The sequence below is a fragment of the Photobacterium sp. AWH4_225 genome (genome assembly GCF_056158405.1).
Genome location: NZ_JBSWTF010000001.1, coordinates 750,832 through 770,345 on the forward strand (window position 1 = coordinate 750,832; position 19,514 = coordinate 770,345).

Consider the following 19,514-nt stretch of genomic DNA (forward strand, 5'->3'; position numbering starts at 1 on the left):
ATCATCTATTAGGCATGTTGAGCCAAAGGGCTCGGTAATGGTTTGGTCAAAAGAATATACAACGCGGGGATTATTACAATGGCAATAATGGTCGAGGCCACCAAGCCATAGATAATCGCCATACACAGCGGATACCACTGCGGATCGCTGTACGCCAACGGCAGCAAACTGAGAATGGTTGTCAGACTGGTGCTGAGAATAGGCCTCAAACGCTCTGCGGCACCATAGGCAGCAGCCTGGGCGACAGACTCCCCACGCTTGAGGTGGCGGTTCATGGTATCAACCAGCACGATACCGTTGTTTACCGCGATACCGGCCAGCGAGACAATCCCGATCAGCCCCGAGAATGACATCGCGGTGCCCGACAGGAAGTAGCCGAAGAAGGTGCCCATCAAAGCCAGCGGGACAATCAGCAAGATAATGGCTGGCTGGGCAAAGGAGTTGAACATCAGGGTCAGCAGCACGAAAATCGAGAACATCGCCAGGATAAAGGCAGTGCCCATTGCGCTGTAGCTTTCGTCGGCTTTGGCCATTTCGCCCCCTAGCTGGAAGTAATAGCCAGTTGGCCAACCGGCTTGCAGTTGCTCCAAGTGCGGGAGTAGGGCAGTGATCACTTCGCCTGCGGTACGGCCTTCGGTTCGCGAGCTGACCGTTACGGCACGCTGTCCTTCTTTGTGGACGAACACCCGGGGTGTTTCGACAATCTGGTAATCGACCAGATCACTCAAAGGCACGGCGCGGCCATCCTGGCTGATGATATGCAGTAGCTGCATTTCCGACAGATGGCGGGGGCCACCCAGTTGCTCGCCACGGCTTGGCCACAACACGCTCAGGCGCATCTTGGCATCGTCGTCAATGCCTTCAATTTTGAAGTGGCCGATCTCGTCCTGCTCCATCGCGACCCGGATCTGCTGGGAGACTTCCGCCTCTGACAGCTGGTGGAAGCTCAGCATCTCATGCTTGAAATTAAAGCGAACTTCATAGCGGGCGGGGCCAAGGTTGTCATTGATGTCGCTGCTGCCCGGTACCTGTGCCAGCGCGGCTTTGACCTCGGCAGCGTTGGCGATCAATTGATTGTAGTCCGGACCGATCAGGTCAACTTGGATCGGTGCTGACGTATCTGGGTTACCCCCGATGTGAACCAGAGACACTTCGATGCCCGGCTCGTCATGCAGCGCCTGCTGGATACCCTCGCGGATTTCTTCCAGGTACTCAAAGGATAACTTATCGCGTTGATCTTTAGGATAAAGGGTCAGGCTGAAACCGACTTGGTTCCACTCCTGTGAAGGCAGCAGGGCATCGTTGAGCGAGGCCGTTGTCATTGGGCTTTTGGCCCCGACATAGGTAATGACCTTTTCAATCCAAGGCTGCTGGCGCAAGAATTCACCAGCCTTGTCAGCAGCTCGCTGTGATTGCTCCAGGGTGGAGTCTGGTGCCAGTACCAGCGACACGCCGATTTTTCGGTCATCGGCTTCCGGATACATCTCTGACGGCATCAGGCCAACGAGCATGATACTGGCAATAAACAGCACCAAGGTACCGCCGACCCAAACACCGGCACGGCGCTTGCTCTTGAGGACATAGGTGGCAAGCCATTGGCGCAACTGATGACGGTAGCGGCTTGATAGTTTATCGATCAGCAGCTCCTTGTCATTGTTGGCCGCTTTCTCCAGCATATAGCGTGACAGCGGGATACAGATCAGGAACGCAATGAACAAGCTGATCAGCAAGGTGACAGTGATGGTGATGGGCAAAATACGGATGAACTTCCCGTCGATGCCGCCGACCATCATCATCGGCACCATGGCCAGAATGGTGGTGAGCTGCCCGGCGGTTGCTGGCAAGATAAACTGACGTACGGTTTCGATGGCCGCTTCTGCAAACGAAAGCTTTTTCACGTACAGCCCTTCGTGCATCCCTTCCATAACCAGAATGTAGACATCGACCATCAGGCCAAGTGCCAGCACCATGCCGATCATGATCATCGAGTTGAAGGAGTAGCCAAAGCTTGCCATTACAGCTAGCGTGGCCAGCAGAGTGACGGGTAGGGCGATACCTGCAACCAGGGCTTCGCGCCAACTCAGCAGTAGCATCAACACCACAAAGACAATTACCACTGCCTGTTTCATCGAGCTGGAAATATCGTTGAAAGCCAGCTCGATCAGCTCACCATCATCACTGACCCGTGACAGGGACAGCCCTTGCGGCCAATCCGAGCGGCTGATGAGTTCGTCGACTTTCTGTTGGGTCGCGTCGATAACGGCAAAGGTATCAGCTCCGGGATATTTGAGCACATCCAGGGTGATGCCTAGTTCAAAGGGCTGGTTGTTGACGCTGAAGAAAGTCCGGCTGACTTCGCGGTCAAGGCGGTGACTGACTTCGGCCAGCTCTCCTAAACGTACCGGGCGGTTATCGCTCAGGCGGGTGATCGGCAACTGGCGGACTTGTTCAACGGTGACGAAACGGCCCGACAAGTAGAGGTTGAAGGTGTTCTCATCAGACTCGAACTCACCCCATGCCATATCGTGGTTGGCATTTTGCAGGCGATCGCGAACCAGCAGTGGTGAGATCCCCAAGTCGCGTAGCCGGTCCATTCTCAAGCGGACATGAAGGCTTTTCTCACGCATCCCGTTGAGGTTAACCTTTTTTACCAGCGGTAAGTTTTCGAACTGGGATTCCAAGTGCTTGGCGGTATCGGACAGCAGAATGTCATCGACATCACCACTGAGCACCCAGCTGATCACCGGCATGTTGGAAACTGACATCTCCTCGATATCCGGCTTTTCAATGCTGTTATCGGCGGGAAATTCCGCTTCGGCCTTATCGATCGCCGCACGCAATAGCTGCATCGATTCGCTCATCGGCATATCGGCATCAAACTCGACGGCAACAATGGAGTAGGAGTTATACGAACCGCTGGAAAAAGACTTCAGCCCTTTGAGGCTGCGGATCTCATCTTCGAGGGGTTTGGTGATCTCTTTTTCGATTTGCTCTGGCGCGGCGCCCGGCCAGAAGGTCATGACTATGGCCTGGGGGATCTCCAGGTCAGGGTAGTTTTCCCGCACCATGTTGTTGTATGACAGCAGCCCGGCAAGGACAATCATCCCCAGCAGTAGGCGGCCAACCAGGGTTTGGACAAAGAGTTTACGTGCAATTGGCCTCATTGGGTCACCCCGACTACCTCAACTTGACTACCGTTTACCAGTAGGTGCTGGCCACGGGTAACAACCTGATCGCCCGCCTCGAGCCCATTTAACACTTGGATACGGCGTAGCCCTTGCAGGCCAAGGGACAGTTGACGCTCTTCTACTTGGTTATCGTGATTGACGATAAACGCGAAAGCATTGCCACTGCGGAACGAAATAGCATGGATAGGCAGCGATATTGCGTCCTCAACAACAGTTGCAGCAATCCAGGCGCGGACAAATTCACCGTCAATCAGCTGTTGTTCATCGTTATGGACTCGCACTTTGACACTCTGCGAGCGGCGCTGGAGGTTAATCGTCGGGCTGACAGACCAAATGGTACCGGTCACCACATCGCTGCCTTGAAACTGGCTCTCTTCGGCCCGGTATAGGGTTGTGTTGTCACTGGCTAAATAAACGGTTTGGCCTTCCTTTAGCAATCGGGCATCTTCAACCGGTAGCTCCAGTTGTATTTCTAACAGGCTGTCATCCACGATGACAATCGCGCTGCTGGCTTCACGATCACGGTTTGAGTTGATACCGGTTGGTGGATAGTAGTGGTTGTCCTCGCGGATATTCATGGCCGCAATGTAGCCATCAAAGGGGGCAAACAGGCTGGTTTTTTCAAGGCTCACCGTTTCGCGATTGATATCGGCCGATACACTGAGAATGTCCGATTCTATTGCTTCTAATCCACTGATATTCATGGCAACAGCGGATTGGGCATTGAGCAGGGCGGTTTTGTTGCGTTCGAACTCATCCTGTGAAATGACGCCGCGTTCATAGACTTCTTCCATTCGGGCAAAGTTCTGCTTGGAGAGCGCTAGATCATTTTCGGCCTGCTGGAGGCGGGCTTCGGCTTCTTGCTTCTGGGCACGAACAGCCTGCAGTCGAGCTTCAAGTGCTTTGACCGAGGCGGAGTTCTGGCGGCTGTCGATCTGTGCCAAGAACTGGCCGCGGTTGATGGTGTCATCCGGGCCGAAGACTCTGGCGCCTTCCCTGAGTTGGGTGCCATTTTCCAGTTCACCGATAGTGACTACCTTACCCGACGCTTCGAAATCCAAGAAAGCCTTGCGATAGGCTTGTACCGTGCCTTCAGAGAACGACCACCCAGTGATCAGCTCCGGTAGGACTTGTTCCGTTTGTACTTTAACCGGTTGAGGTTGCTGGGGGTGGATCTGACTGGTGTCTTCTAGTTGCATAAAACGATAGCCAGTCAGTATCAGTAAACCGATCGGAAAGATGAGCCATGCCTTGGCAGTCAGGGTACGAATTTTCATTGCGGTGCTCAGGAAAAGGACAGTAAGTGAATTTTACATACATTCATGAATGTATGTAAAGGTGGTAAATTTTGCTCTTATTGGTTTAAGCCATTGTGTTGGTAAATTTGCGACGTCGGGCGATGTTAGGTAGTGAGGGGTGTTTGAAGAGCGGGGAGGCAAAAAAGAGGCGGGGAAAAATAGAAGTTGGAAAAATAAAGTTAAACAAAGCCACGGTAGTAGTGGCTTTGTTGAGGTGACGATTACTCTTCGTCTTCAACTTGGCGCTTGGTGCGGACTGCCGGCTTAGCCAAGATTTCCAAGTAGAAAGACGTCAGCGCCAGTGACTCGGCTTCGTCAATGCACTTGTTGATTTCTTTAACGTGGATTACCTTTGCTTCCTGCTCGGTGTGACCATATTTACAGTCGAAATCCCAGTAGTCAGCGCCTGCTGGCAGGGATTTGTTACGTTCACGCTTGAGGTATTTCTTTACCTCGTATTTTACAGCTTCGACAACGCGTGGAACCGCTTTCTTCGGGTGAGTTAAAGCAAATGTTTTTTTCATCGTTTTCCTAAAAAATCAATAAGGCCCAGAACACGCTGGGCACGATGAGTATTTTACTTTAATTTGCCGCCGGTCGCGAATAGCAATTTTGGAGCTAGTTCAGCAGTAGGCTATCGTCTGCCAGTTCTTCGCCGCGAACCTTGCTGAACATTTCCAACAAGTCTTTGACGCCCATCTGGTTACGTTCCTCACCAGCGACATCAAGTACGATTTCACCCTGATGCAGCATGACAGTGCGCTCACCGTAGGCCAGGGCATCTTTCATCGAGTGGGTGACCATCATGACGGTGAGATCGAACTCCTGCACGACTTTATTGGTCAGCGCGAGGACGAAGGCCGCCATTCGGGGATCCAGCGCAGCAGTGTGCTCATCGAGCAGCAAGAGTTTACTGTCGGCCAGTGTTGCCATAACCAAGCTTACAGCCTGTCGCTGGCCGCCCGACAATAACCCGATGCTGTCGCCCAAGCGGTCTTCAAGGCCGAGGCCGAGAATACTGATGCGCTCCTGGAACAGTTTGCGGCGTTTGGCTGACAGGGCGAGTTTCCAGCTGCGGTTACTGCCGCGCTTGTAGGCCAGTGCCATGTTCTCTTCGATGGTCAGTGAGCCACAAGTGCCAGCCAGCGGGTCCTGGAACACCCGGGCTGCATATTGGGCGCGCTGATGGACGCTCTTCTGGGTGACATCAATGTTATCGATCAGCACTTGCCCCCCCACCATCGGGGTTTCGCCGCTGACTGCACCAAGCAAGGTCGATTTTCCCGCCCCGTTCGAACCTATCACGGTGACAAACTGTTTTTCCGGTACCGTCAGAGAAACCCCCTTGAGGGCTTGGTTTTCGAGGATAGTACCTTCGTTGAAGGTTACGCGGATATCGTTGAGTTCAATCATGTTTGCCTTATCCCCTTGCACTGGCTTTGTTGGTAGCGACGGATGGTTTCTTCTTGCTGCGCTTCAGCTGCCCTTTCATGCGCGGGGCGATGAGGGCGATGGCAACCAGCAGGGCAGTGATCAGGTTGAGATCTGATGCTTGCAGGCCAAACATACCGCTGCTCAGGGCAAAGGCAACAGCCAGGCGGTAGAGGATAGAGCCGAGGATCACGGCGATAACAGCCACCCAGATCTTACGGCCGGGTAGCAAGGTTTGGCCGAGGATCACCGCGGCAAGACCGACGACGATGGTCCCGACCCCCGAGGTCACATCGGCAAAGCTGTTGGTCTGGGCAAACAGGGCGCCGGCAAAGCCGACAAAGCCGTTGGATAGGGCTAGGCCGAAATAGGTATAGAGCGCAGTGTTGCCGCCTTGGGCATTGACCATACGACTATTGACGCCTGTTGCGCGCAAGCCAAGGCCAAAGTCACTGGCAAGCAGGCGAGTAATAAACCACGCACTGGCGATCACCAAGGCCAGCACTACCGCTAGGCGCATGATGCTTTCATCTAGTCCGTAGTCGAAAGCGAGCATTTCAAATGGGGTAAATAGGGTATCTTCACCGAGCAGGGAAAGGTTCGGGCTACCCATGATGCGGATATTGATAGAGAAGGCCGCGATCATGGTGAGGATACTGGCCAGCAGGTGAAGGATCCCACAGCGTACGGCAAGAAAGGCGGTGACCAGACCGCATAACCCGCCTGCAGCAATGGCGAGCAGAGTTGCCGCCCAAGGGTTAAAGCCAGCAATAATGGCTGTCGCAGCGACGGCTGCGCCCATCGGGAAACTGCCGTCGACCGATAGATCCGGGAAGTCCAGAATACGGAAGGTGAGGTAGACGCCGAGGGCCACCAGTCCATAAACCAGCCCTATTTCGAGCGTCCCGAGAAAGGCAAAGAAAGACATCCTTATTCTCCTTGTCTTTATGTGTAGTGAAGAACCTAGAACCTAGAACCTAGAACCTAGAACCTAGAACCGGTAGCTAGGATCGAGTTTGTAGGAACTAGGTTCTGCTTCTGTTATTTCTCTATCGTCGTTGCCCGCTCAAGCACGGAGTTCGGGAAGGTGATCCCCAGCTTTTCAGCGGCTTTCTGGTTAAGGGCTAGATCTGAGCCTTTGGCGACTTTTACCGGCAGCTCAGCGACTTTTTTACCTTTTAGCAAGGCATCGACATAATCGGCAGTCTGGACACCGACTTGGTAGTAGTCAAAACCAAGCGCAGCGAGAGCGCCGCTCTCGATGTAGGTTGTTGATGCGCCGACGATAGGGGTTTTGGCTTGGTTACCAGCATTGACCAGCCCGTCAATGGCACTGGCGACAGTGTTATCGGTTGGGGCATAAATCACGTCAGCTTTAGCAGCAACAATCTGGGCGGCAGATTGGACATCGGCACTCTTCAGAGCGGTCCCTTCAACCACAGTAAGCCCTTTCTCTTCAGCGGCAGCCCGAAGCAGTTGAACCAAGGCCACCGCGTTGGCTTCACCCGGGTTGAAGACCACACCGATGCTTTTCATCTCAGGCAGCAGCTCTTGCATCAATGCGACGTGCTGAGCAACAGGTGACAGATCGGATAACCCGGTGACGTTTCTGGCCGGTTTGTCCATGTCCTTAACCAGCTTGGCACCAACCGGATCAGTGACAGCGGTGAAGACGACTGGGATAGAGCGGGTCGAGGCGGCAAGTGCCTGTGCGGTCGGGGTTGCAATACCTACCAGAACGTCAGGGCGTTCACCCACAAACTGCTTGGCGATTTGGACTGCAATGGCAGGGTTGCCTTGAGCAGTTTGGTAGCTGAATTCTAGGTTTTCACCCTCGACATAGCCTTTTTCCTTTAGGCCATCGAGCAGACCATTGCGGGCCGCATCGAGAGCGGGGTGCTCGACAATTTGTGAGACGGCGACTTTGGCAACATCGGCAGCCATGGCGGAGGTCGATGCCATGGTCATCGAAGCGGCGACGCAGACAGCTGATAGTAGCTTGCTGTATTTAAAGTTATTTTTTAAATCCATTCTCATACACTCCCTGTTTGATTTACGCTGAGCCTATTGCGATGCGAGTTATAGGAATCAAATAACTGCTTGGCATATTGTTGTAGCGCATTGTGAGTGCAATTGACATATCTGTTTTAACACTTACGTAACAATACCGCGGTCGATCATGCTGGAATATTTGCAATAGATAGTGATGGGCATTTGTTTGCTGTTTATCTCAGGGTGAGTTTGTTCGTGTGGTGGCTAAAAAATGGTCAGATACGCTTTATTGCTATTTTTGTCGCCGTTGGAGAGATGTATTTTGTTTTGTCAGAATAACGCTATGAAAAACTGTGCTTTAGATCATGTTGTCGACGGTAGGTGTTCAGGAAAGGGTCAGGTCGGGTACGAAATAATAATAGCCGAGATATTAGCTGTATCTCTCCCAACGACCCCACAAGCTTGGCCGCCGGTGGGGTCTGTTCTTTCTAGGCGAATACAATGTTATTTATAACACTTTAGTCCTTTATTCCTGCCGTAAATGGCATTCATCGCCGCTTTCATTTTGTCCTTATCAACGTAGGCAGTCGGTAGTGGCATGACTTCAAAGGTATAGTCAGGCGAACCTTCAGCCACATTAGCTTTTTCCGTGACCGGTGTTACCAGCATGACTTTCAACTCTGGGTTGCGAGCCGTGATCCGTGATGCTGTCCCTAGGCCTTCGGCGACATGGAATCGACCGGCGACATGGATAATCTGTTTACCCGGGTGCAGGGCAAGGTAGTCCACCATGCTTTCGGCCATAGTGTCATCCCAAGCGGTTTGGGCAGCAAACTGGCGCTTGGTTTTTTCCTCGTCGCCGTGGTGCATCGAGGCGTTGAACTTGCTGTGGTAGGCATCATCACCCAGTGTGAGTTGCTCGGCGACCCATTTACGTTCTGTAGCTGGGAGTCGATCCAAATAGCCTTCACCCTGCTGGCCAATACAGCGAACGATGGACTTCGGTGCGTTGGCTGCAATCACATCTAATTGATTTGCTTTGGCAAATTCAACCAGTGGACGGTAATCACTACTGTAGTTTGGCCAGGCTTTTCCTTCTTTTATCAAGGTTTTCTCACCGATTTCACCGGCCAGGTATTGGTTCACGACATGCTGTTTGTCGCGGGTGAACTGTTCCATCGACAGCGCCATATCAGGGCTTTGTTGGTAGAGGGCAGCAAATAAACGGGCTTGCATCAGGTGGGCACCAGGGTGGCCATGCCATTCACCGACCAGAACGATATCCGCGTCTTTGAGCGCAGTAGCCAGTTGGGCTAGGGTCAGTGGTTGTCCCTGTGGCGACTGGATAGTCGAATCGTACATAGTCGACAGCGGTTGGGCCGCTTCGATTGAGCTGGTGTCGGCAACATCAGAATGCGAGGCGCAGCCAAACATCAGGCTAGCAAGGCCGAGAGAAAGCCATTTCTTCATGGGTATCAAATCACAGTGAGTTAATTGACGTCGGGTAAAATACCCGGCAAACAGAACTTTAAGTATAGAGGCTGTGATGATAGATGAGTTGATAGTAGTTATCAATTGCAATTGATAACTACTATTATTTGTTATATTGCCCGAACGGAAGGAGGGCTATGCTTGGCGTTGGTAAACTCGGATGGCAAAGTCGGCTTCGCAGCGGAACTGCTCGCTGGCTGCCAGTTGCTGCCAAACACTGTCGCTGGTCTTCCAGGCAAACGGGGTCATTTGCATCAGTGCTGTTGCTTCTTCACCATTGAGCGTCATGTCGTAGTGAAGCTGGCTTTGATCGATCAGCTCGAATCCTTCAATCTCTTCTGCGGTCATGTCATGCAGTCTTACACCATCGTAAATCAATTCTTTTAGTTGGTATAAATGGCGAGCAGCTGGCGTTACGGTAACAATAATGCCACCAAGTTTTATGGTGCGCTTTAGCTCTTCTGCTTTGCAGGGCGCATAGATCCGGACCATACCGTCAAGGGAGCTGTCACTAAATGGTAAGCGGTGGCTCGAGGCCACGCAGAAGTGGCAGGTCGGGTAGCGTTTTGCTGCGTAGCGTACCGCAACTTTTGAAATATCCAACCCATGTATCTCTAAGGCTGGATGCTCCGCCAAAGCGGTGGCAAAGCCTGACGTGTAGTAACCCTCACCACATCCAATATCCAAAAGATGAACGGCATTTTCTGGCAGGTGCTGCTCAAGCTTGTCAATGACCAGCTGGCGCATTGGGGCATAGTGACCGGCATCAAGAAACAGGCGGCGCGCCTGCATCATCTCTTTGTTATCCCCTGGGTTCTTAGAGCTTTTATGGTGAGCAGGCATTAAGTTGACATACCCTTCCTTGGCCTGATCAAACTGGTGGTTATTGGCACATTTCCACGTTTTGTCTTGTTGGGAAAGCGGCTGGTGGCAAAGGGGGCATTGGTATGACATTAGGTGTTACCGAGCTGAAAGAGTAGAGGGAATATTGTAAACGCCGCCTATATACGCCTGCAAGCGCTAGGAGGAAAGGATACCGATCACATATTTCGCGCTGTGAAATTAAATCCAGATCACAGTTGTATTTTAAATATAATTCCGTGCCTCACGTTCAACTTCCATTCAGCTTTCTGGGATATTTTGCATCTCAAAGGAAGTGGTTTGTTTCTATTTTTGGTTTTTTATCAAGTGGTTTTTGGTGTTTGATTGCATACCCTAAGGATGGGTTGGAATATTATTCTGTTGCGGTGCAATAAGTGAAATGGGTTATGTTCATTGTCGATAACATCCATTTCTTGAATAATAATTTATGCCGTAAAAAAACAAGATGGCACACATGCCGCGAGCATTTTTCTTTAGGAGTTCATAATGAAACGTTTTGCATTAGGCGCAGTCGCATTACTGATGGCACAAGGCGCAATGGCGTCATCTTACGTAACGGGTAACGTGCAGTTCCACAGTGATAGTGCGGCAGATGTTACTTCAACATTAGAGGCTGGCCACACGTTTACTAACCCATTGGGCGGCCTGACGCTACTGACCGAGTTTGATGGTATTCAAATTGGTGAAGTGAATACACAAGACAGCACTTACGTGACATTAGGTGCTGAGCAGGCAATGAACATCACTGACAACCTATGGGTTGCTGCGGGTTACCATCACCTAATCCAAGAAGGTGAGACTATCCAGTACCGTCCGTTGGTCAAAGTTGGCTACAACATGGATAACATCTCCCTGTACCACCGTTCTCGTTACCACATTGATGCGACAGACGCTGAAGATGCGGGTGATTCACTGCGTACAGATACATCTATCGCCTACCAGCTAAACGAAAACGTAAACTTGAAGTACAACTTTATCTATAACTTCAATGATGATGCCAACAATGGTGACTCTCGCAAAGATTCAAAAGATCATGAGCTTCGTGCAACATGGACTCGTAACGGTGTACAGCCATACTTTGAGTACCGTAACCAAGCAAACAACAGCAACAATGCATTTGTCTTCGGTGCTTCTTACGGCTTCTAAGTCCGCTTGAATCTCTGAAATGGGTTGTTAATAGGGAAGCCGTGATGCTTCCCTTTTTTGTATCTGTTAATGCTAGCAGGCAATAGTTCATTCTCTCTTGTGCATAAAAGTTCAATAAAAATTCAATAATTGCATATCTGTACTATGCTAATTAGGCGCAAATAAGTGCTTGATTTATTGAAGGAGCATTAAGCGTTCAAAGAATAGCAGTGCTTTTAACGGGGCAAATGATGGCCTCGACAATAAAAATGTACAACAGGAGTTGAACATGAAAAGAGTAGCATTAGCAGTGGTAGTATCGACGTTATTGGGCACTGGTTATGCCCAGGCGGGGACAATTTTCCAGGGTGATGATGGCTCGACCATCGATGTCTACGGCCGTTTGGCGTTTAACGTTACCGATAAAGGATCCAGTGACGTTGAAGGTAAGTTCGATGCCCGACTAGGCCTCGGTGGCTCGCAGACCGTCAATGATGACGTCTCGGTGATTGGCTGGGCGGAGTACCAGGTGGGGGCTGCTGAGTTTGCCAATAGTCTCTCTGATTCTAGTGATCTTACTGCACGTTATGTCTGGGCAGGGATTGATGCTTCTCAGTACGGTAGATATACCGGTGGTCGTGTTGCATCCGGACTGATCATGTTTACCGATATCGTCGATGTTTTTGCTGGTTCGGATATTGCCATTGCCCGTCAGGTCGATAGGGTAGATAAGACAGCAACTCAGGTGTTCCGTCAAGACGGTACGCTGCAATATCAAAATAGCTATGACTACCTGGATGTGTCGATCGCTTACATTCTCGGAAATAGCGAGTCTGATTTGGATATCGGCTATAACATCGCACTGCGATATACCTTCGACATGGGGAATGCAGGTAAGCTAGCTCCTGTTGCGGTATATCAGGCTAATGAAGGTGATGATAGTAATCGTGATTATTACGTCTGGGGTGTCGGTGCCAGTTATTACATTGGAGATCTGGTACTAGGTTTGATCTACTCAGAAGATGAGGTGGACTATAACAACGGCATCAAGAGCAAGGACGAAGTGGTGGAGTTTACCGCGGTCTACGAAGTCAACGATGACTGGGTGTTACGAGGCGGCTACCGCTGGCTAGATAACAGTGACGGTGATGAACTCGAACTCAGTGATACCACCCTGGAGGCGCAATACCGCTTGACTCTTCGCTCGTCTGTTTTCGGTAGTTATGTATTTAGGGACGGTAAAGATAATCAGTCAGATGGATTCTCCGGAAAAACGGATGATGATTATATGTTCCTTGGCCTGCGTTACGAGTACTGATAACCCCTCAACAAGCCAGCAAACGCTGGCTTGTTTTATTTCGGGAGGTGGAGCTGAGGCCAGTTAGGCTTTCGCCTTGTATTCTGCTTTATCCAAGTTGTGTTTTTTCATCCGTAAATACAGCTTTTTGCGTGGGATCTGCAGGTAGTTGGACACATCATTGATGCGGCCGGCAAACAGATACAGCGCATCTTCAATTACCTGTTTCTCATAGCTGTCAACCAGATCATCAAGCGGGCTGCTCATATGCTCTAATGGTTTGGTCCTGTCTTGCCCCGCCAACTTCACGATGCCAATGGCATAAAGCTCGGCCACATTTTTCAATTCCAAAACATTGCCGCTCCACTCGTGGCGGTTCAGGGTATTGATATAGGCTTTGTCGATGGCTGGCACGGCTTTGTGCAGTTTCTGGCAGCTTTGTTTCAGGAAGTATTTGAACAAAGGCGCGATATCACTGACCCGCTGGCGCAGAGGCGGAAGCTGGAAGCGCACTTGGCTAAGGAAGTAGAACAGCTCTGGCAGCAAAACTTCCTGCTCCACCAGGGCTTCAGGGTTAGCGCCGGTAATCGCCAGCACCCGTACTTCTTTTTTGTTCTGGCGCTCTTGCTCCAACAGGAAGCGGCATAGCCATTGCTGGGTTTCCAGCGGCATAGCTTGGGGTTCATTCAGGCTGATGCTGCCGCTGCGGGCTGAAATCATCGCGCGCTGTAGATCGGCTGTGCAGGTAATATTACTACCTTGGGTGGCAACAAATGGCCCTTTGTGCAGCTGGCTGTGCTGGTGCAGCAACTTGGTCACGGTGTGGCGACCGGTGCCGCTTTCGCCCTCGACCAGCACATCCTTGGAGGTCAGTGCAATTTGCGTGATCTTTTCACGGATCTTGACAATAAGCGGGCTGTCACCCAGCAGTACTTCGTTGGTGGATTGTCCGATAGCTTCACGCTGTTCGATGACTGATTTACGGGTCGGCAAGTGTTTTTCAAGCAGCGCCAGCAACTCTGCAGGCTGTAGCGGTTTTTGCAGAAAATCGAGTGCGCCGCGTCTGACCGCATCGACGGCCATCGGGATATCACCGTGACCGGTGATCATAATAACGGGCAGCTCAGGGTCGAGGTTCTTGATAAATTCAAGCAAATCCATCCCGCTGAGACCCGGCATGTACATGTCAGTAACAACCACACCGGGCCAATTTTTATGTAATAGGGATGTAGCCAGTGTTGGGTCAGTAATGGCTTTGACTTTAAAGCCTGACATTTCGAGAAGTTGTTGATATGACTCCAAAACATCATGGTCATCATCGATGATGAGTACTTCAATATCATTATTCATTATCATAATTGTTTAGCTCCAACACGACCATGGCACCGCCTTGTAGGTTTGAGGCGAGATAAATATTGCCATCAAAGCGGTTCATGATTGAACGGCAGATACTCAGCCCAAGGCCAAGTCCCACCTCTTTTGTTGTGGTAAAGGGGATAAATAGTTTTTCGATGATTTCGGCGGCGAATCCGTTGCCGCTGTCACTGACGGCCAGGCGACATCGACCTGCCTGGCTATCAAGGGTTTCTAGAGTAATGATGCGTTGCTCGCAGCCTGCGACAGCATCACAACTGTTGACCAACAGGTTTACCAGCACCTGCTCCAACTGCACCTGATCGGCATGACAGTACATTGGCTCGGTTAGCAGGTTGCGGATCTCCGTTTGCTGAACCTTGGCCCGGCTTTCTACAATCATCATGGCATGCTGGATGGATGAGCGAAGCTCAACTTGTTTCATCGGGCTTTCTGACGATTGTTTACGGGAAAAGCTTTTCAGGCTGGCGATGATACGCCCCATCCTGGATGCCAGGCTTTCTACCTTGTCTAGCGAGGCAGGTAGCTGATCGAGCCGCTGCTTATCCAGCGCCAGCTTGGCAGTAAAAATATGGGTCGAGATAGCCGACAGCGGTTGGTTCAACTCATGGGCAAGGGATGTCATGGTCTGGCCGACCACGGCCATTTTCGCGGCTTGGATCAGCTCATCCTGGGTGGCACGCAAGTCGGCTTCTACCCGTTTGCGATCTTCAATCTCCAATTTCAACTGGCGGTTTCGGCTGGTGAGGGAGTGGGTTTTTTCCCGAACCATTTTCTCCAGCCAGCGCGCCGCTTTCTCCTGCTCGGTGATATCGGTCATGGTGATGATCACCTTATCCTTCTGTCCTTGCTGGAACAGGCGGAAGTCGAGCCGCAGGTAGAGGTTTTCCTGATCAATTTTCTTCTGCTTTAGTGTCAGGTTACAGCCGCCGAGGCTGATCAACGGGCTATTTTCACTGAACAGGGACTGCAGCCGAGCGTGCATGGTCGGGCTGAACAGCTCCCAGATCGCCCTGTTATGCGGCATCTCGATATTGTCGAACAGGTTCAGCGCGCTGGGGTTAACCGACTCGATCTTGCCTTCGAGGTTGCAGGTAATAATACTGGCCTGGGTGTTGTTGATCAGGTTCAGGGCGTTGCTCTGCTGCATTTCCTGCATTTGACGGCAGAAATGGCGTAGGTTATCTCCTAGCTGGCCGATCTCGTCATTACCGGTGACTTGGATTTTAGCATCATGTTGGTTGTTGGCTACGGCCAATAAATCTTGTGACAATAGGTTTAAGCGTTTGACGATGCCTTGGCCGACCAAGTAAATCGACAGCATGACTGATAAAAACAGGGTGACCACCATGGTGCCGAATAAAATTAGGTTACTGATGGAAATGGCCTGGCGGGTCTTCTCATTCAACACGTTGAGTGAGGCATCTTCCTGTTCCACCATGGTCAGGATCAGCTCTTCCTGGTAAGCCAGCTGGGCTTGGATTTTGTCCTGGTAGTGGGTGATTTGCTGGTAGAGCTGGTAATCAAGCAACAGCTGTTTTTCCAAGATCCCACCTGGCTCGACCAAGGTGATTAACTCATCGAGTAACTGGCGGTAGGAAGCGGTCGATGAGTAATGGCTCAGGCTTTGGCTCATCTGGCTGACTTCCTCGGTTTTGTAACCAATGAAGTAAAATGCGTTGCCGATGTCCCTTTCTTGTCGCTGCAGGATAATTTCCTGCACCAACTGGTGCAATTCGTTCTCTTTGACCGTTATGGCCTGAAGCAGCGAAAACTCGGTCATGACTTCATTGATGGTGCTCGATACCAGGGCATTGGGTAGCATGCGGGTTAGCTGCCACTCGACCTCCTGCCGAATTGGTGTCAGCTCATCGATCATATCCTGATGCAGCCATTTGATGTTGTTTTCCGTTTGTGCCAACACATAAAGATGGGTATTGCGCTGATACAGCAGATCCGCATAGAGCTTGATGTCATTGAACAGGGTGTCGTGCTCGGCCTTGATGGCGGCATGGAACTTCAGGCTGGCGGTTTGGGCGATGGCCGCATTGATTTTTGCCAGCTTGTTGTTGATGTTCTGCTTCAGATCCGCATGCAGAACTGGGTCGGTATTGTTGCTGAGCAGGTTGAGGGCTGCCTGTAACCCTGCGGTATTTCGCTCCAGCTGATAGCTAGCCCGTAAGGTCGGCATGTTTTTTTCAACCATGGCCTGGATTTGGTCATCCAGACTTTCCCAGTTGATGATGGCGACTAAGCTGACGCTGATAGTCAAAAAGGCCATGAAAGCAATGGAGGCGATGAGGCGGTTGCCAATGGTATTGCCGATCAGCATTAGTTGATCCCCCTGTGCTCATGACTTTCCAGCAGCTTTTCACAGATGCTGATGGCCTGATCGAGTTGCTCGCTCATCAATGTGCGCCACTCTTTGAGCATACGTACGGTGTACATGTCGGTTCTCGACATTGTGATGGCGTTGCGTAGCTGGGGATTACGTGACTGGGCCTCGGAGACCGGCGGTGTCGAGGCAAGCCTGATAGCCAGGTTGTACTGGCGGAGCTCTTCTGATGTCAGGTGGCTGAGTTGTTTTACCTTGTGGATCAGCTGCCATGCCTGATTCAAGCGGATCAGCTGGCGGTTGATCGTTTGCTCGAAGAGTTGTTTGACCAAGATAGAACGCTCTTCCATCAACTGGTGATCAATGGCGGTGATCTTGAAAGGCTGAGCCATGGTTTGGTTCAGGGCATATTTATTGAGCGAGCTGGCCAATAGATTCTGCTGGATGTCTTCGGAGAGCAGGAACTCGATAAATTCGATACTGCGCCGGGCTTGGTTGATGTTCTTGACGGCGGCGACATAGCTCGGCATCAACGGGCTTTTCGGTTGATAGGTAAAGTCGATAAAAGGAAACAGCTTTTGGCTTTCGTAGGCGTAGCTATCGATGATAGGGCCAATTCCGGCCAAGCCTCGGGCAATACTGTCTTTGACGCCATAGCTCCGGGCGGAAACCGAGGACAGATTACCACCGATCTGCAGCAATAACTTCCAGCCATTTTTCCAACCGTAATGCTGGAGGATGTTCTCGACCATGATATGGGTGGTGCCGGAGCGGGCTGGGCTGCTCATGACCAAGTGACGGAAGTAACGCGGGTCGGCAAGGCTTTCCCACTTATTGGGTAAAGGAAGTTTGTGCTTGGCGAGATAATCCTTGTTCCACATCAAGCCATAGCCGGAGTAGCCAAAGATGGCGACATTGGCGATGGAGTCCTGCATAAATCGCTGCTGCTGGAAGGTTGTATCAAAGTTAAGCGCATTGAGTGGCAGCAAGCGGTCTTCTTCAACCAGTGGGGTAAACAGCGAGCGTGAGGAAGAAATCACAATGTCGATGTCGTGATCTTCATGGCTAAGCAAGCGCAGGCCTGACGTTTCGCGACGATGGAGAATCGTGAAGTGTACCTCTGGGTATTGCTGCTTGAACTGCTTGAGGAGAGGCTGCAGTGATTCGACCGTGAACGTGGTCAGAATGATCAGCTGATCGGTCGGCTTGGCCCAACTTGAGAGAGAAAAAAAGAGTATGACGGCATAAAGGAATTTCATCATTGCGGATCAGCTAACCAGAGTGTTTATTTGTATACAGGGAAAAAGTCGCCAAGAGTAGCGGAATTACCAGCTAATAATTTGAATTATTAGTGGTTTATCGCTTTTACCATGCTTAATAAAGCCAAAGGGTCAAAGTTGACACATGATGTGAGCATTTATCGGCAGGGCTCACATTTTTGCTATGAAAGAAGGGATGTCAAGACTGATATACAACAAGCCGGAGCAAAGGCTCCGGCTTGAGAAATAAAATGAGAGATGCTTAGGCGTTGAGAACCTGCTGGATCTCCGAGGCAGACAAATGGTACTGGCGTGGGCAGTTGCGCCATGTACGCAGCATACGCTGGTATTTTTCCAGCATTGGCACCTGGCTGTTGAACATGTGCTCTGATTTGTCAAACTGTGGGTAAAGGCCTTCTTCTTCAGTCAGGAAGCGCACGTAGTGGACATGCTGGGCTTCTGTTGCAGCATCAAAGCCAAGGAAGTTAAGGCGGCGCTGATCAACTTGCTTCTGATTATCTTCAGACAGCATTTTGTAAGATTCTTGCATCGCATGGTGCATCTCCATGAAATCAATGATTTCACGGCAGTTTTCTTCAGGCAGATCACCAAACTCTTTGTCCAGTTCACGCATCTGCAGACCGTAACCACGCTCTACAATTGTTTGTAGACGACGGTATTTGGCTTCGTTCTCTGGCGTAAGCTTAGACATCAAGTAGTATTGATTAGATAGGATCAGGCGTTGTGCGTTAGTCATTTCCATAATGATAGGCCTTAATTTTTTATTGAGCTGGCATTGAGGTTAACAGGATAAAACGAAAAAAAATTGATCTAGTTACGTCTTGCTAACTTTTTTTTGTTAAAAATTACTAATCGTATAAAGTCTATCCAAATCCATTGTGATTGGGCGAATTAATCCCACTATCTCCCTAATTATTACATGGATTTAGTGCCTCATAGGGTGGGGATTATTGTTTTGAAGCACGTCGTTGGTGTAATGCGATGAAAAGGGAATTTCATTAGGAGTTGAAAGGAATGGAGCAGGGATGTCAGGTGTGATCAGTGGCCTACAGCTAGCCGGTTGGGTATTAGCGGCGATAATACTCGTAGTCCGTTTTCCTCGCGAATTTTGGCCTAAGTTTCGGCATGAAAAGGACTACCAGCACTGGGTTCTTGCCAGTGTGGTGGTGCTTTTTTTGCTTTGGAGCCTCAAAGCGGGTTTGGCTGATGGGCTGCAGGTACACTTCTTGGCCTTGACTACATTGGCGTTGTGTCATGGCTGGCGGATAGCGGCCTTAATCGGTGTTATCCCCACCTTGCTGCTTGCCGTCTTTGGCCTGTTGCCCGCTGCGGATATTGGGATTTATCTTGTGGTCTCGGTCATTTTCCCTGCCTGGTTGAGTTTTTGCCTGTTTCGTCTGACCTATCGCTATCTGAGCCGCCACCTTTTTGTCTATATCTTCGTTGCGGCTTTTCTTAACGGCGCGTTAACGATTGCCGCCCATCAGTTGCTCAATGGTGGGGTGATGTGGTTAAGCGGCTTGTACAGCTGGCACTACATCATCGAAAATTATTTGGTGCTGACACCGCTGCTGCTGTTCCCCGAAGCCCTGATCAACGGTATGGCGATCACCTTGCTGGTGGTGTACCAGCCGCAATGGGTGAGAACCTTTCATGATAATGATTACCTCAACAAATAGTTTTGTATTGTTGGCTTGGGCTGGTAAATGTAATTGATGGTCTTTTCCTCAGCTTGCTGTTTTCCTTAGCGCTTGGTTCTTCATGCCTTGCAGTTGGTCATAAAACTGCTTAACCTGCGCGCGTTTTTCTGCACGGTTTTTC

General features: G+C 50.6%; 15 protein-coding genes. 3 read left to right on the top strand and 12 right to left on the bottom strand.

The features are described from left to right. Positions 1–8: 8 nt before the first annotated feature. The 8 genes from ACXAD4_RS03915 to rlmA all read right to left on the bottom strand — a co-directional run bounded on the left by ACXAD4_RS03915 (position 9) and on the right by rlmA (position 10,354). Entirely contained in the window at positions 9–3,164 is a 3,156-nt protein-coding gene (locus ACXAD4_RS03915) for an efflux RND transporter permease subunit (RefSeq protein ID WP_475238827.1), read from the bottom strand. Beyond that, positions 3,161–4,465: an efflux RND transporter periplasmic adaptor subunit gene (locus ACXAD4_RS03920; RefSeq protein ID WP_475238828.1), complete on the bottom strand. Its 1,305-nt coding sequence runs from the start codon at positions 4,463–4,465 to the stop codon at positions 3,161–3,163. The genes ACXAD4_RS03915 and ACXAD4_RS03920 overlap by 4 nt, the downstream gene beginning before the upstream one ends. A gap of 242 nt (positions 4,466–4,707) precedes the next feature. After that, entirely contained in the window at positions 4,708–5,010 is a 303-nt protein-coding gene (locus tag ACXAD4_RS03925) for a DUF6172 family protein (RefSeq protein WP_475238830.1), read from the bottom strand. 94 nt (positions 5,011–5,104) lie between these two features. Continuing rightward, a complete protein-coding gene (locus ACXAD4_RS03930) occupies positions 5,105–5,899 on the bottom strand; it encodes an ABC transporter ATP-binding protein (RefSeq protein WP_475238833.1) in 795 nt (264 codons plus the stop codon). A gap of 7 nt (positions 5,900–5,906) precedes the next feature. After that, the gene (locus tag ACXAD4_RS03935) at positions 5,907–6,845 is read right to left on the bottom strand and encodes an ABC transporter permease (protein ID WP_475238835.1); all 939 of its coding nucleotides are present in this window, start codon (positions 6,843–6,845) and stop codon (positions 5,907–5,909) included. A 113-nt stretch (positions 6,846–6,958) separates the two neighbouring features. Next, entirely contained in the window at positions 6,959–7,885 is a 927-nt protein-coding gene (locus tag ACXAD4_RS03940) for an ABC transporter substrate-binding protein (RefSeq protein WP_475242707.1), read from the bottom strand. Between the two features lie 528 nt (positions 7,886–8,413). Further along, complete coding sequence (locus tag ACXAD4_RS03945) at positions 8,414–9,379, bottom strand: ChaN family lipoprotein (protein WP_475238838.1); 966 nt, start codon at positions 9,377–9,379, stop codon at positions 8,414–8,416. 156 nt (positions 9,380–9,535) lie between these two features. Further along, the gene (gene rlmA / locus ACXAD4_RS03950; protein WP_475238840.1) at positions 9,536–10,354 is read right to left on the bottom strand and encodes a 23S rRNA (guanine(745)-N(1))-methyltransferase; all 819 of its coding nucleotides are present in this window, start codon (positions 10,352–10,354) and stop codon (positions 9,536–9,538) included. Between the two features lie 414 nt (positions 10,355–10,768). On the opposite strand from rlmA, the gene ACXAD4_RS03955 reads away from it, so the two are divergent. Both ACXAD4_RS03955 and ACXAD4_RS03960 read left to right on the top strand, forming a co-directional pair. Further along, on the top strand, positions 10,769–11,428 hold the full coding sequence (locus ACXAD4_RS03955) for an oligogalacturonate-specific porin KdgM family protein (RefSeq protein ID WP_475238842.1): 660 nt from the start codon (positions 10,769–10,771) through the stop codon (positions 11,426–11,428). 268 nt (positions 11,429–11,696) lie between these two features. After that, the gene (locus ACXAD4_RS03960) at positions 11,697–12,725 is read left to right on the top strand and encodes a porin (protein WP_475238844.1); all 1,029 of its coding nucleotides are present in this window, start codon (positions 11,697–11,699) and stop codon (positions 12,723–12,725) included. 63 nt (positions 12,726–12,788) lie between these two features. On the opposite strand, the gene ACXAD4_RS03965 is transcribed toward ACXAD4_RS03960, so the two are convergent. The 4 genes from ACXAD4_RS03965 to ACXAD4_RS03980 all read right to left on the bottom strand — a co-directional run bounded on the left by ACXAD4_RS03965 (position 12,789) and on the right by ACXAD4_RS03980 (position 18,435). Then, positions 12,789–14,060 (bottom strand): sigma-54-dependent transcriptional regulator, encoded by a 1,272-nt coding sequence (locus tag ACXAD4_RS03965; RefSeq protein ID WP_475238846.1) that lies wholly within the window; start codon positions 14,058–14,060, stop codon positions 12,789–12,791. After that, positions 14,047–16,410, bottom strand: a complete 2,364-nt coding sequence (locus tag ACXAD4_RS03970) for an ATP-binding protein (RefSeq protein WP_475238849.1) — start codon at positions 16,408–16,410, stop codon at positions 14,047–14,049. The genes ACXAD4_RS03965 and ACXAD4_RS03970 overlap by 14 nt, the downstream gene beginning before the upstream one ends. After that, positions 16,410–17,675: an ABC transporter substrate-binding protein gene (locus ACXAD4_RS03975; RefSeq protein WP_475238852.1), complete on the bottom strand. Its 1,266-nt coding sequence runs from the start codon at positions 17,673–17,675 to the stop codon at positions 16,410–16,412. The genes ACXAD4_RS03970 and ACXAD4_RS03975 overlap by 1 nt, the downstream gene beginning before the upstream one ends. A gap of 259 nt (positions 17,676–17,934) precedes the next feature. Next, on the bottom strand, positions 17,935–18,435 hold the full coding sequence (locus ACXAD4_RS03980) for a YfbU family protein (RefSeq protein WP_475238855.1): 501 nt from the start codon (positions 18,433–18,435) through the stop codon (positions 17,935–17,937). Between the two features lie 283 nt (positions 18,436–18,718). Between ACXAD4_RS03980 and ACXAD4_RS03985 the strand changes: the two genes are divergently transcribed. After that, on the top strand, positions 18,719–19,372 hold the full coding sequence (locus ACXAD4_RS03985; protein ID WP_475238857.1) for an energy-coupling factor ABC transporter permease: 654 nt from the start codon (positions 18,719–18,721) through the stop codon (positions 19,370–19,372). The last annotated feature ends 142 nt before the right edge of the window (positions 19,373–19,514 follow it).